The organism is Solwaraspora sp. WMMD791, assembly GCF_029581195.1.
GTDB lineage: Bacteria > Actinomycetota > Actinomycetes > Mycobacteriales > Micromonosporaceae > Micromonospora_E.
Genome location: NZ_CP120737.1, coordinates 3,427,749 through 3,440,296, shown reverse-complemented (window position 1 = coordinate 3,440,296; position 12,548 = coordinate 3,427,749). Strand labels below are relative to the sequence as shown.

Annotated in this window: 12 protein-coding genes; 5 read left to right on the top strand and 7 right to left on the bottom strand. The window is 72.3% G+C overall.

What is annotated here, in order from left to right; translation table 11 throughout:
* Position 1: 1 nt before the first annotated feature.
* A complete protein-coding gene (locus O7623_RS15115) occupies positions 2-1,087 on the bottom strand; it encodes an ABC transporter substrate-binding protein (RefSeq protein WP_282229262.1) in 1,086 nt (361 codons plus the stop codon).
* The gene (locus O7623_RS15110) at positions 1,084-1,971 is read right to left on the bottom strand and encodes a hypothetical protein (RefSeq protein ID WP_282229261.1); all 888 of its coding nucleotides are present in this window, start codon (positions 1,969-1,971) and stop codon (positions 1,084-1,086) included. Before O7623_RS15110 ends, O7623_RS15115 begins: the two co-directional genes overlap by 4 nt.
* 218 nt (positions 1,972-2,189) lie before the next feature.
* On the opposite strand from O7623_RS15110, the gene O7623_RS15105 reads away from it, so the two are divergent.
* From O7623_RS15105 to O7623_RS15095, 3 genes are all read left to right on the top strand, one after another.
* Complete coding sequence (locus tag O7623_RS15105; protein WP_282229260.1) at positions 2,190-3,698, top strand: HtaA domain-containing protein; 1,509 nt, start codon at positions 2,190-2,192, stop codon at positions 3,696-3,698.
* A gap of 99 nt (positions 3,699-3,797) precedes the next feature.
* Positions 3,798-4,916: a DUF916 domain-containing protein gene (locus tag O7623_RS15100; protein ID WP_282229259.1), complete on the top strand. Its 1,119-nt coding sequence runs from the start codon at positions 3,798-3,800 to the stop codon at positions 4,914-4,916.
* Positions 4,913-5,815, top strand: a complete 903-nt coding sequence (locus O7623_RS15095; protein WP_282229258.1) for a hypothetical protein — start codon at positions 4,913-4,915, stop codon at positions 5,813-5,815. Before O7623_RS15100 ends, O7623_RS15095 begins: the two co-directional genes overlap by 4 nt.
* A gap of 119 nt (positions 5,816-5,934) precedes the next feature.
* On the opposite strand, the gene O7623_RS15090 is transcribed toward O7623_RS15095, so the two are convergent.
* Positions 5,935-7,497, bottom strand: coding sequence for an RICIN domain-containing protein (locus O7623_RS15090; protein WP_282229421.1), 1,563 nt, complete (start codon positions 7,495-7,497; stop codon positions 5,935-5,937).
* 379 nt (positions 7,498-7,876) lie between these two features.
* Between O7623_RS15090 and O7623_RS15085 the strand changes: the two genes are divergently transcribed.
* A complete protein-coding gene (locus tag O7623_RS15085; protein ID WP_282229257.1) occupies positions 7,877-8,791 on the top strand; it encodes an SDR family oxidoreductase in 915 nt (304 codons plus the stop codon).
* 59 nt (positions 8,792-8,850) lie between these two features.
* Here O7623_RS15085 and O7623_RS15080 read toward each other — a convergent pair whose 3' ends face one another.
* Both O7623_RS15080 and cobF read right to left on the bottom strand, forming a co-directional pair.
* Complete coding sequence (locus O7623_RS15080) at positions 8,851-9,822, bottom strand: WYL domain-containing protein (RefSeq protein ID WP_282229256.1); 972 nt, start codon at positions 9,820-9,822, stop codon at positions 8,851-8,853.
* A complete protein-coding gene (cobF, locus tag O7623_RS15075; RefSeq protein WP_282229255.1) occupies positions 9,804-10,574 on the bottom strand; it encodes a precorrin-6A synthase (deacetylating) in 771 nt (256 codons plus the stop codon). The genes O7623_RS15080 and cobF overlap by 19 nt, the downstream gene beginning before the upstream one ends.
* Positions 10,575-10,740: 166 nt before the next feature.
* Here cobF and O7623_RS15070 point away from each other — a divergent pair, with 166 nt between their 5' ends.
* Entirely contained in the window at positions 10,741-10,959 is a 219-nt protein-coding gene (locus tag O7623_RS15070) for a hypothetical protein (protein WP_282229254.1), read from the top strand.
* A gap of 31 nt (positions 10,960-10,990) precedes the next feature.
* Here the strand turns inward: O7623_RS15070 and O7623_RS15065 are convergent, their stop codons facing one another.
* Together O7623_RS15065 and O7623_RS15060 are read right to left on the bottom strand one after the other, a co-directional pair.
* Positions 10,991-11,959, bottom strand: a complete 969-nt coding sequence (locus O7623_RS15065; protein ID WP_282229253.1) for a TIGR03557 family F420-dependent LLM class oxidoreductase — start codon at positions 11,957-11,959, stop codon at positions 10,991-10,993.
* Positions 11,960-12,091: 132 nt separating this feature from the next.
* The gene (locus O7623_RS15060; protein ID WP_282229252.1) at positions 12,092-12,541 is read right to left on the bottom strand and encodes a SitI3 family protein; all 450 of its coding nucleotides are present in this window, start codon (positions 12,539-12,541) and stop codon (positions 12,092-12,094) included.
* Positions 12,542-12,548: the final 7 nt, after the last annotated feature.

Below are 12,548 nucleotides of genomic sequence, written 5' to 3'. Positions count from 1 at the left end.
CTCACCGGCATTCGTGGATGGCGCGGGCGAGGGCCTGGATCGCCTTCCCGGTGCGGGTGCCGAAGTTGAGCAGCACGGTGTCGTCCATGTCGACGACCCGTCGCTGCTGGCCGGCCGGGGTCTGGGCGACGCCGGGCATGGCGACCAGGCCGTCCACACCGCCGACGGATTCGAGGCCCTTGGTCATCACCAGGATGACGTCCGGCGCGGCGTTGATCAGGCCTTCGCTGGTCAGCGGCCGGAACCGTTCCAGCCCGATGGCGGTGCCGGCGTCCTCGCCTCCGGCGGCGTCGATCATCGCGTCGGAGCCGGCGCCCTTGCCGCCCATCAGGTACACCCCGGCGGTGCCGCGCAGGTAGAGGAAGGCGACCCGGGGACGGTCGGCGTCGGGGGCCACGCCGTCGCGGGCGGCGGCGATCTCGCCGTCGACCCGGGCGACGAGCGTCTCACCGGCGTCGGCGACGCCGAGGGCGGCGGCGACCTCGCGGATGTGCACCGGTACGGCGGCCAGGCTCTGCTCGTCGCCGATGCGGACCACCGGGATGCCGGCGGTCCGCAGCTGGTCGAGCACCTCGGGCGGGCCGATGCTGTCGTCGAGCAGCACCACGCTCGGGTCCAGCGCCATGATCGCCTCGGTGGACAGGTCGTGCCCGCCGGGGGTGACCACCGGCAGGTCGGCGGCGGCCGGGAAGTCGGTGGAGGTGTCCCGTCCGACGACCCGGTCACCGAGGCCGAGGCTGAAGACGATCTCGGCGATGGAGCCGTACAGGTTGACGGCCAGGATCCGGCTGGCGTCGGTGACGGTGACCCGGTCGCCGGCGGCGTCGGTGACGGTGACCGGCAGCACCGGCGTGGGGGCCGGGTCCAGCGGGGTCACGTCGGCGTCGGCGACGGTCGCGGTGACCGGGCCACAGCTGGCGGCGGTGCCGGTCGGGTCGGCGTCGGCCGTGGCGCAGGCGGCGACACCGTTGGCGAGCAGGGCGGCGGCGAGCAGGGCGGCCAGCCGGCCCGGTCGGGTCCGGCGCGGTGCGCCCGGCGCGGGCCGGATCCGGTGCGGTGCGCCCGGTCGGGTCCGGCGGGCGGTCACGACCGGCTCCGGCGGGTCCGGCGGCGGGCCGCCGACAGTCCGACCAGCGCGAGTACGCCGAGCGCCAGCAGGATCAGCGTGCTGCGCCACCACTGGCCGGCCGGGCCGACGGTGCTGACCCGGGTGACGGCCAGCCCGGCCGGGTCGACGACGGTCGTGCCGTCGGCGGCGGTCGGCGTACCGGTGCCGTCGGTGGTGGCACCGTCGGTGCCGGCGGGGGTGGCGCTCGCCGTACCACCGGTGGTGGGGTCGGTCGGTGCGGTGCCGGCGGTCCCGGTACCGGCCCGGGTCGCCGCCGGGGCGGCTGAGGTGCGGGCCGGGTCGACGCCGGCCGGTGCGGCGCTGGTGCGCGCCGGTGCGGCGGCGGCCGCGAAGCTGATCGGGATCCGTACGTCCTGACTGCGGTCGCTGCTGCGGGTGTGGTCGGCGCGGGTCACCACCGCGCAGGTGCGTACGGTGCAGTCGACGTCACCGATCTTCGTGGTGAGCGGAATGGCGACCTGAAACGACCCGCCGGCCCCGTACGGCACGGCCAGCCCTTCGCCGTACGACGGGGGGTTGCTGGAGATCCAGTGCGAACTGCCGCCGGTGCCGGAGGTGTCCACCCCACCGCCGCACGGCGTCGGCAGCTGCCCGTCGCCGTTGTCCACGCAGTAGCCGACGTAGATGCCCTTGGCAGTGTCGTAGCCGGTGCCGGTCACGGTGACGGTCTGGCCGGAGCGGCTGATTCCGCTGGACGTGGAGACGGTGAGCCGTTGGCCGCCGGATCCGGTTGCGGTGGTGTCGGCGGCGGCGGGTGTGGCCAGGGGCGGCGTGGCGAGTACGGCGATGGTGGCGATGGCGGCGGTCGCGACGACACGGCCGCTGACCAGCGGCGTAGGCATGGGTGATCCTTCCGACGGTCGCCGGTTGAGGTCTCAATGAAGGTTTGCCTAAGCTAAGTCACTCGCGCAGGTCAGGACAAGGGTCCGACCGGTTTGAAGATCAGGTACCCCTCGCTGGTTTCGTTCGTCGTTAGGTATGGCTAACCTAACTTCGATCGCAGGCCGTGTCTACAGCGGAGTCTGAGCACGGTGAGTAACCATCCGGAAAGGACCAGTTGATGATCTCAACCAGAGCAGGTGCTCTGGGGCGACGGTCGGCGACCTGGGCGGCAGCAGCCGTACTTGGTGCCACGACCGCACTCGTCGGCGCCGCACCCGCCGTGGCCGCCCCGGCCGACATCACCGAGGGAAGCCTGAACTGGGGCTTCAAGGCGTCGTTCCGCAACTACGTCTCGCTGGGCAACGGCACTCCGCCGATCGCGGCGAGTGACGGTGCGTCGATCAACCCCGACGGCACCTTCGCCTTCCCCGCCACCGGTGGCAGCTACGACGCCGAGACCGGGGAGACGAACGCCACGTACGGGGGCACCATCGTCTTCTCCTACCCGGCGCACATGTTCACCATCACCATGGCCAACCCGACGGTGGTCGTCACCAGCGGCACCGCGGTACTCAAGGCCGACGTCGAGCTGGAGAGCACCGCCTTCCCGCCGGTCGACGTCACCCAGGCCACGATTGCCGACCTCACCACCACCGCGGCCAACCCGGTCGCCGACTCCGACGCCATCACCGGCACCGCCCTGGCCGCGGTCCTGACCGACGAGGGCGCCAGCGCATTCGCCGGCTTCTACGCCGCCGGTGAGACGCTCGACCCGGTCTCCTTCACCGCAGCCACCTCCGGTGGCGGTGAGCCGGGCGCGCCGTCGGTGACCGTCACCCCGGACTCCGGCGTCGACCCGGCCGGCGCGACGATCTCCGTCGCCGGCAGCGGCTTCGACCCCGAGGCCAACAACGCCGCCGGCATCTACGTGTCGTTCGGCCCGAAGGTCGACGACCACTGGACCAACGCCAGCGTGCTGCAGGTCACCAAGTGGGTGAACACCACCAACACGCCGACCGAGGCCCGGGACACGATGAACCCGGACGGCTCGTTCAGCACCACCCTGCCGATCAGCGCCCGGTACACCGACCGCAACGGCAACGCGGTCGACTGCACCGTCACCCAGTGCTACGTGATCACGTTCGCGGCACGTGGTTCCGCCGACCGCAGCCAGGACACCTTCACCCCGGTCGACTTCGCGGCCCCGGCCGGTGGCGGCGACGCCAGCCAGCAGATCGCCGCGACCGTCCTGGCCGGCGGACCGCTCACGCTGAGCGTGGCCGGCTCGTCGGTCACCCTGCCTGCGGTGGCCAACGGCGCGGTCACCAGCGGTGCGCTGAACACCGCCACCGTGTCCGACCTGCGCGGCACCAACGCCGGCTGGAGCCTGGTCGGCCAGGTCGGTGACTTCCTCGCCACCGGTGACGCGACCATCGCCGCGGACAACCTCGGCTGGGTGCCGAGCGCGTCCCCGGTGGACGACCCGCTGGTCGGGGCGACCGGCACCGTGACCCCCGGTGCGGTGGCCGAACCAGGCGCGGGCCTGGGCACCGCCCGGGCGCTGTGCACCTCGGCGGCCGGCGCCAGCGCCGGCAGCTTCACCTGCGGCGCGCAGCTCAATCTCGGCGTACCGGCCGCGGCGGTGCCGGGTGACTACACCGCGACCCTGACGCTGACCCTGTCCTGAGGATCAGCTCCAGCTGACCCTGTCCCGAGGATCAGCTCCACCGGCCGGTGCGGGGCCGCGACGGCTCCGCACCGGCCACCGGCCCGACTGGAGTGCCCGATGTCCGCCCCGCCCACCCGCCGCCCGCCCCGTCGCCACACCGTCATCGGCCTGCTGGCGGCCGGCCTGCTCACGCTGATCGGCGCCACCCCGGCCGCCGCGCAGTCGGCCAGCCCGGCCCCGGCCGACGCGGTGACCTGGGCGGTGCAACCGTCCGGCCCGGACGGGCCGACCGGACGCAACTACTTCGTCTACGACCTGCCCCCCGGCACCGAGATCACCGACCACGTCGGGATCAGCAACCTCGGTGACCAGGATCAGACCTTCACCGTGTACGGCACCGACGGGTTCCTCACCGACGACGGCGCGTTCGCCCTGCTTCCAGCCGACGAACCGGCCACCGACGTCGGCACCTGGGTCCACTTCGACCAACGTGAGTTCGTCGTGCCGGCCGGCCAGCGGCGGGACATCGAGTTCCGGCTGAGCGTGCCGGCCAACGCCACTCCGGGCGACCACGCCGGCGGGATCATCGGCTCGCTGGTCCAGGTCCGTACCGCTGCCGACGGCCAGCAAGTCGCCGTCGACCAGCGGGTGGCCGCCCGGATCTACCTGCGGGTCGACGGGCCGGTCCAGCCGTCGATCAGCGTCGAGTCGATGAGCATCGACTACGACGACCCGCTCAACCCGCTCGGCGACGGCGACGCCGTCGTCACCTACCAGGTCCGCAACACCGGCAACATCCGCGTCGGCGGCACCGGCACGGTGCTGCTGGCCGGCCCGCTGGGCTGGGACCTGGCCCGCACCGACCCGGTCGACCTGCCCGAACTGCTGCCCGGCAGCACCTTCACGGTGACCGAGCGGATCACCGGCGTACCGCCGGCGCTGCGGCTGACCGCCACCGTCGACCTCGCCCCGACCACCGTGGACGAGGCACTGCCACCGGTGACCCGGACAGCGAGCGTCTGGGCACCGCCGTGGCTGCTGCTCGCCGCGATCGCCGTACTCGCCGGTTGGCTCGCCGTCCGGCGGTGGCGCACCGGCCGCGCGGCCGCGACCACCGACCAGGCCACCGACCCGGCGGTGGTGCCTGCCGCCGACCGGGCCGCCGAGCCGGCGCAGACCCCGGCGCCGCTTGGCGACCCGGCCACCACCGGCCCGGCGACCACCGCGGCGTCATGACCGGTCGCCGGACCTCGGCGTGCGCCCTGGCCCTGGTCCTGGTCGCGGGTGCCGGCGGCCTGCCGTCGGCACCCGCGACCGCCACCGCGCCCCAGGTCACCGTCGCACCGGCCGCCGGCTCCGTCGGCGCGTCGGTGACCGTCACCCTGACCGGCTGGCCGACCGGCATCGTGCAGCTGGAGATCTGCGGCAACCAGGCCCGGCGGGGCGCGCTCGACTGCGCCACCGGGGCGGCCCGGCAGCTGTACGTCGCCGACCCGCAGCCGCTCGCCGCCCGGCTCGCCGTCGCCGCGCCACCGGTGGCCTGCCCCTGCGTGGTCCGGGCCCGGACCCTCACCCCCGAGGCGGTGGACGAGGCGGTCGACGAGGCCGCCACGGTCGCGGTGACCGGTACCGCCCCGATCGACCTCACCGACCTGACCGCGCCGGTCGCCCCTACCGGGCCCGGCCGGGCCGGGCTGCGACTGGCCGGGCTGAGCGTAGTGCCGGCCGCGCGGGACTGGGCGACCCTGCTCGCGCTGCGCGGCGAGATCGTCATCGACATCGACCTGCGCAACGACGGCACCGTCGAGGCCGGCGAGGCACAGCTGTCCCTGCTGACCGGCCGGCCCGGTCGCCCGACGTCGGTCGTCGAGGCGACCGACGTCGCGCCGCTGCCGGCGGGGCAGGGCACGACCGTGCGGATCGTCGTGCCGGTCGACGGCCCCCTGTACGGCCGGTACGCCGTGCAGGGGCGGCTGACCACCATGGACACGGTCGGCGACACCGACGCGGTGGTGTTCGAGGTGCAGACCGAGCGGTACCCGTGGGGCTGGGCCGCCCTGGCCGGCATGCTGATCCTCGGGCTGCTGGTCCGGCAGGCCGTCTGCTGGCGTCGCGACCGTCGGCCGGCCAGCTGAGCTCATTGAGCTGAGCCGCCGGGCTGCGCCGGCCACCCCGCCGTGAGCGTCGACGGCGGCCGGCCACCGTCGTCACGGCGGCCGGCCACCGGCGCAGGTGCGGTACGGCGTACGGACGGTCAGCAGCGGCTGATCGTCGAGTTGTTCAGCACGATGTTGCGGATCACGATGTTCTGCCCGCAAGGGCTCTCGGTGATCCGTGAGTTGGTCAGGGTCAGGTTCTGCAGCGTGATGTCGCGCGACACCGGGAACTCGGTACGCGAGGCGATCCGCACGTCCGAGCCGTTGACCGTGCCGGAGACCGCGGCGATGTTCACGTTGTAGCAGTTCTCCAACAGGATCGAGTTGCTCCCCGTACCGGAGATGTCGATCCGGTCGATGACCGCGCCGCCGGACTCGGACACGCAGAAGATGCCCCGCCCGCCGCCGCGCGCGACGACCGTTCCGACCCGGATGTTCGTCGGGTAGCTGTCGCCGACCCGGCCGTTGCGGTTGGCCATCCGGAACCCGGCGTACCCGGTGCCGGTACCGGCACCCTGAGCGTCCACCGTGCCGACCGTCGCATTGATGGTGTCGTTGAGCAGCAGCCCGGAGTATCCGGTGTTGCGGGCGGTGACGGTGCCGACGGTCAACCCGTCCACACCGTACGTCTCGACCCCGTGCGCGCTGGTGCCCTGCACGTACACGTTGTCGATCCGGACGTTGCGGGAGCGCTGGCTGCGGTCGCCGTGGTTGTCGATCCGGATGCCCAGACCGGCGGTGACCCGGATGTCGATCTGGCCGAGGGTGATGTTGTTGCCGTTGCGGATGAAGATCCCGTACAGCGGGCTGCCGGTGATGTTCAGGCGGGTGACCTCGACGTCGGTGACGCCCCGGGCGTACACCACGGCCTGGTCGCCGGAGCCGGAACCGGTCACGTTGACGGTGCCGCAGACCTCGAGCGTGGTGTACGACGGCAGGGACAGCCGGGAGCCGGCGCTGATCGATCCGGAGCCCCGGACGATCACCTTCTGCTTGCTGGTGCGCCCGGCCGACAGGCTGTTCACCGCCGCCTGCATGGCCGACAGCATGCTGCTACCGGTGTAGAGGGTGCTGCCGCCGTTGCGAGCGGTCCAGGTGGATCCGTTCAGGACGGCCTCGGCGTTGAACGCGCCGGAGCCACAGCCGCCGGCCGGTGGCGGGGTGGTCGGCGGCGGGTCGCCGCTGCCGACCCGGACCATCTGCCACTGCTGGTTCCAGCCGCCGACATCCTGATACTGGGAGATGATCCCGCCGTCGGCGGTCGACCACTCCCACACGTCCAGGGCCTTGCTGGTGTGCCGGTTGACGAAGCGGACGTAGCCGCTGTCGGAGTCGCGGACCCCGAAGTGCTGGCGGGTGGTGCCATTGTCGGCGTTCTGGATCAGCTGGGTGCCGTCGTTGGCGTTCGGCAGCTCCAGGAACTTGCCGCTGTGCCGGGACCGGATCTTGTAGTAGCCGTTGCCGGCGTCGACGAACTGCCACTGCTGGACCGCCAGGTCGTTACGGGTCCACTGGACGATCGGGGCACCGTCGGAGGTGGCCCAGTTGTACAGGTCGATCGCCTTGCCGCTGTGCCGGCTGACCAGCACGTACCAGGCGCTGGTGTCGACGGTGGCGGCGGATGCGGGCGTCAAGCCGACCGCGGCGCCGGTGACGACCATGGCGGTCGTCGCCAGCGCGACGATGCCAGTACGCCAGCGCCGCCATCTGGTGGCTGTCATTGAATCCTCCCTGGTGTACTGGACGTCGCTGGTGGTGCCCCACGGCAGCGCGTCAGGAAAGGGTTTTCCCAGCGTTACCGCAATGTATCGAAGTGTTTCGATCAAGTCAACCCGCTCGCCCCTCCCTGCCCTGCCCCGACGATCTTGCGCTCATCGTTGGACAAATCGTGACAAATGATCTCGATAACTGCAAGATCGTCGGGGGCGGGGGCGGGGGCGGGGGCGGGGGCGGGGGCGGGGGGGCGGGGCGGGCGAGTGTCGGGGAGGACTCTGGGAAAGGTGACGTCGGTTGTCAGGTTTTGCTGGCACCGTCGTCATCATGGACACACCACTGACTGGTAGGACCGCGCTGGTGGCCGGGGCGACCCGGGGCGCCGGCCGGCAGATCGCGGTTCAACTCGGCGCCGCCGGTGCCACCGTCTACGTCACTGGGCGGACCACCCGCGAACGGCGTTCGGAGATGGATCGCCCGGAGACCATCGAGGAGACCGCCGAGCTGGTCGACGCCGCTGGCGGCGTCGGCATCGCGGTCCCCACCGACCATCTGGAGCCCGACCAGGTTCAGGCGCTGGTCGAGCGGATCGATCACGAACAGGGCCGGCTGGACGTGCTGGTCAACGACATCTGGGGGGCCGACCACCTGACCGACTTCGAATCACCGGTGTGGAAGCAGCCGCTGGACCGTGGCCTACGGTCGCTGCGGCTGGCGATCGACACCCACCTGATCACCAGCCACTACGCGCTGCCCCTGCTGATCCGCCAGCCGGGTGGGCTGGTCGTGGAGATGACCGACGGCACCGCCGACTACAACGGCACCCACTACCGGGAGTCGATCTTCTACGACACCGCCAAGAACGCCGTCCTGCGGCTGGCCTTCGCCCAGGCGCAGGAGCTGCGGCCGTACGGGGCGACCGCGGTGGCGCTCAGCCCCGGCTGGATTCGGTCCGAGGCGATGCTGGAGCACTTCGAGGTGACCGAGGCGAACTGGCGCGACGGCACCGCCAAGGATCCGCACTTCGCCATCTCCGAGACACCGGTCCTGGTCGGCCGGGCGGTCGCCGCATTGGCGGCCGACCCCCAGGTGTCCCGGTTCACCGGACAGTCGCTGTCCAGCGGGCAACTGGCGAAGGAGTACGGCTTCACCGACGTCGACGGCAGCCAGCCGGACGCGTACCGCTACATCGTCGAGGTGGTGGAGACGGGCCGGCCGGCGGACACCACCGGCTACCGCTGAGGTCACCGGTGGTCGGCAGGTGACCTCAGCAAGCGGTCGGTAGGTGACGCAGCAAGCGGTCAGTCGGCGGCGTAGAGGGCGGTGAGCCGGGCGGCGGCAGCGCGCATCCGGTCCCGCAGCGCCGTCGGCGCGAGCACCTCCACCTCCGGCCCGAGGGCCTGCAACTGGCTGAACGCCACGTCGGGCGACTCGACGGGCAGTCGGGTGTGCACCCAGCCCTGCCCGTCGGGTGGCCCGGCCGACGCCACCGCCACCCGGGCGGCCGGCTCCTCGACCGCCCAGCGCAGCGCCCGCAGGCCGGCCGGACTCAACCGTACGGTGATCTCCGTCGCGAGCACCCGGCGGACGAACTCGGCCGACCGCCGCGCCCACAGCTGTCCCAGGTCGAACCCGGCCGTCCGGGTGAACGTCGCGCCGGTCGCGACGACCGTGGCGATCCGGTCCACCCGGTAGATCCGGTGATCGTCGGCGACGGCCGCCACCAGGTACCAGCCGCCGTTCTTGAGTACCAGACCGTACGGCGCCACCGTCCGCGACACTTCGGCGTCACCCCGGCGGTAGCCCAGCCGTACCACCTGGTCCTGCCAGACGGCGCGGGCCAGCGCGGCCAGCGCGGGCGGTGGCTGCGCCGACCGGAACCACCCCGGCGCGTCCAGGTGGAACCGCTGCCGGGCCCGGTCGGCGGCGTCGCGTAGCCCGGCCGGCAGTGCGGCCGTCACCTTCAACTGGGCCACCCCGAGCGCCTCGGCCAGACCCATGTCCCCGGCCGGTCCCGGCAACCCGGACAGGAACAGCGATTCGGCTTCGGCCCGGCTGAGCCCGGTCAACCGGGTCCGGTATCCGTCCAGCAGCCGGTATCCGCCCGCCCGGCCCTGGTCGGCGTAGACCGGCACCCCGGCGGCGGACAGCGCCAGCACGTCGCGGTAGATGGTGCGCTCCGAAACCTCCAGCTCGCGGGCCAGCTCCGCAGCGGTCATCGATTCCCGTGCCTGCAGCAGCAGGACCAGCGAGATCAGCCGGGCAGCGCGCATCGGCGGAGCAGATAGGTGTCCATGATCCAGCCCTTGCGGCGGCGCGCCTCGGCGCGCGCGGTGACGATCTGCTCGGCGACCTCGTGCACCGGGCCGGCGACCAGGATCTCGTCCGGGGTGCCCAGGTAGGCGCCCCAGTAGATGTCCACCCGGTCGTCGGCGGTGAACCGGGTGAAGGCGCACTGCGCGTCGAGCATCACGACCAGGTCGTCGACGCCGGCGGGGAAGCCGTCGTCGACGAGGCGGCGGCCAGTGGTGATCTGCACCGGCCGGCCGATCCGGTTCAGTGCGATCCGGTGCCGGGCGGTCAGGGTCGCGATGCTGCTGATCCCCGGGATGACCTGGTGGTCGAATTCGACGACGCCGCGCTCACGAAGGTCGTCGAGGATGGCGAGGGTGCTGTCGTACAGCGCGGGGTCGCCCCAGACCAGGAAGGCGCCGCAGCCGCCGTCGGGCAGGTCCTCGACCAGGTGCCGGGCGAAGCGGTCGGCGCGTCGGCGCCGCCAGTCCTCGACCGCCGCCGGGTAGGCCGCCGCGGTCCGGTCCCGCTCCGGGTCCGGGATCTCGACCAGCCGGTACGCCCCGTCGGTGTGCCGGCGCAGGATCTCCTGCCGCAGGGCGGTCAGGTCCTGCTTGACCGGGCCCTTGTCGACGAGGAAGAACACGTCCACCCGGCGGATCGCGGCGACCGCCTCTGCGGTCAACTGGTCGGGGTCACCGGCCCCGATGCCGATCACAAGAATCTCTCGCACCTGGCGAGTGTGCCCCACCGGCGGCGGGTCGGTCGCCGTGCTCTCGGCGTGGCGGCTACCCAGAGGTGTCCAGGTTTAGCGGTCGGTGGCCGCTTTTGGGCACAGTTTTGCGGCAATTGGTCGGACGGGGGAGGCGCGGGAGCCGGCGAGCGGCAAGGATCGCAATATGAAGGTTCTCTTCCTGGGTGGCCCGTGGCACGACCAACGTCGCGAGGTGACCCCCCGCCGCCTCGCCGCTGCCGCGGACACCTTGCCTACGCAGTACACGGTGCCGCTGCAGTCTGGAGCCACGCCCGTCATCTACACCCGTCGCTACGCCCGCAGTCAGGGCGAGCGGCTGCCGGTCTACGTCGCCCCCGACTACTCCGGACCGGCCCGCGCCTGACCTGCGGCGCGCAGCCGACGCGGAAGCTGGCCTACCGGCCGTTGTCGAGCCCTCGCAGCCGGCCGGCCAGCTCCCGCTCGAAGAAGTCCATGAATCCGTCCGGGTCGGGCCCGGCGTTCTGCAACACGATGTGGTCGAAACCGGCGTCGACGTACGGTCTGACCGCTTCGAGGTGCACCGCCGGGTCCGGCCCCACGCTGAAGTGCTCGGCGATGTCGCCGGCGTCGACCATCGCCGAGGCCGCCTCGAAGTTGACCGGGTTGGGCAGCTCGCTCATCACCTTCCAGCCGGTCAGTGCCCACCGGCTGGACTCCCAGGCTGCCTTGATGGCCTGGTCGTCGTCGACCGCCCAGGCCATCGGCACCTCGGCGTACCGTGGCCCGGTGCCGCCGGCCTGCTGGAACTGCTCGACGATCGACCCCTTCGGCTCGGTGGCGAACAGCCCGTCGCCGAGTTCGGCGGCCAGCCGCGCCGAGGCCGCCCCGCTGGCGGCGACCGCGATCACCGGCAACGTCTCCGGCAGGTCGAACACCCGGGCGTCGTCGAGCTGCAGGTGTCTGCCCTGGTACGAGTGGTAGCCGCCGGACCAGAGCAACCGGATGATCTCCAACGCCTCCCGGAGTCGTTCGTGCCGTCCCTGCACGCTGGGGAACGGCTGACCGGTGACATGCTCGTTGAGCCGTTCACCGGCCCCGACGCCGAGGGTGAACCGACCGTCGGACAGCAACGCCATGGTTGCTGCGGCCTGCGCGACGATCGCCGGGTGGTAGCGCAGGCTCGGGCAGGTCACCCCGGTGGCCAGGCCGATCCGGTCGGTACGGGCGGCGATCGCGCCGAGCACGCTCCAGGTGAACGGTGAGTGGCCCTGGGAGTCCAGCCACGGGTGGAAATGGTCGCTCATCTCGACGAAGTCGAAGCCGGCCTGTTCGGCCCGGACCGCCTGGGCGATCAGCTCGGCCGGCCCGAAGGCCTCGGTGGCCAGTTTGTACCCGATCTGCATGTCGCCTCCCCGGTGGTCGCCCGCGCCACGTCCGATGTCCGTAGCGCCGTCCAGGGTCTCCCTACCCGTGCCCGACGGATCCATGCGCCGGGCCGGTCAGTCCATGGGTCGGTCCAGGGATCGGTCCAGGGATCAGTCCAGGGGTCGGGCCGGGTGGTCGGCCACGACGGCGGCCAGCGCGGGAATCTGGGCCCACCCCGGCCAGTCGCTGTTGAGTACGACCTGCCCGTCGGTGCGGCGCAGGACGGTCTCGGTGTCCAACTGCAGTACGGCGTCCGCCGGGTACGCCAGGAGCAGAGCGAGCACGGCGTCGATGATCTCGCGGGTCTCCCGGTCGGCGGTCTCGACGGTGTCGACCGAGCGGAGCCGGAACAACGCCCCGACCTTCGGCTCGGCGATGCCGGCGTCCTGCCCTGATTCGACCTCCTCCGGGTCATCGACGACCCAGGCGGTCACCGCGAGGGATTCACCGCGCCCCAGCCCGAAGTCGGTGTGCTCGGCGTCGAACGCTGCCGCCAGCAGGGCGAGCACCTGTTCGCGGGTCACCGCGGCCGCACTGTACAGCCAGTATTCGTCCGCCACACGGGTC

What these genes read in the sequence shown, in the direction of transcription:
- O7623_RS15110 (WP_282229261.1), bottom strand. Translation starts at nt 1,971, where the DNA reads ATGCCTACGCCGCTGGTCAGCGGCCGTGTCGTCGCGACCGCCGCCATC.
- O7623_RS15105 (WP_282229260.1), top strand. Translation starts at nt 2,190, where the DNA reads ATGATCTCAACCAGAGCAGGTGCTCTGGGGCGACGGTCGGCGACCTGG.
- O7623_RS15100 (WP_282229259.1), top strand. Translation starts at nt 3,798, where the DNA reads ATGTCCGCCCCGCCCACCCGCCGCCCGCCCCGTCGCCACACCGTCATC.
- O7623_RS15095 (WP_282229258.1), top strand. Translation starts at nt 4,913, where the DNA reads ATGACCGGTCGCCGGACCTCGGCGTGCGCCCTGGCCCTGGTCCTGGTC.
- O7623_RS15090 (WP_282229421.1), bottom strand. Translation starts at nt 7,497, where the DNA reads ATGGTCGTCACCGGCGCCGCGGTCGGCTTGACGCCCGCATCCGCCGCC.
- O7623_RS15085 (WP_282229257.1), top strand. Translation starts at nt 7,877, where the DNA reads ATGGACACACCACTGACTGGTAGGACCGCGCTGGTGGCCGGGGCGACC.
- O7623_RS15080 (WP_282229256.1), bottom strand. Translation starts at nt 9,822, where the DNA reads ATGCGCGCTGCCCGGCTGATCTCGCTGGTCCTGCTGCTGCAGGCACGG.
- O7623_RS15070 (WP_282229254.1), top strand. Translation starts at nt 10,741, where the DNA reads ATGAAGGTTCTCTTCCTGGGTGGCCCGTGGCACGACCAACGTCGCGAG.
- O7623_RS15065 (WP_282229253.1), bottom strand. Translation starts at nt 11,959, where the DNA reads ATGCAGATCGGGTACAAACTGGCCACCGAGGCCTTCGGGCCGGCCGAG.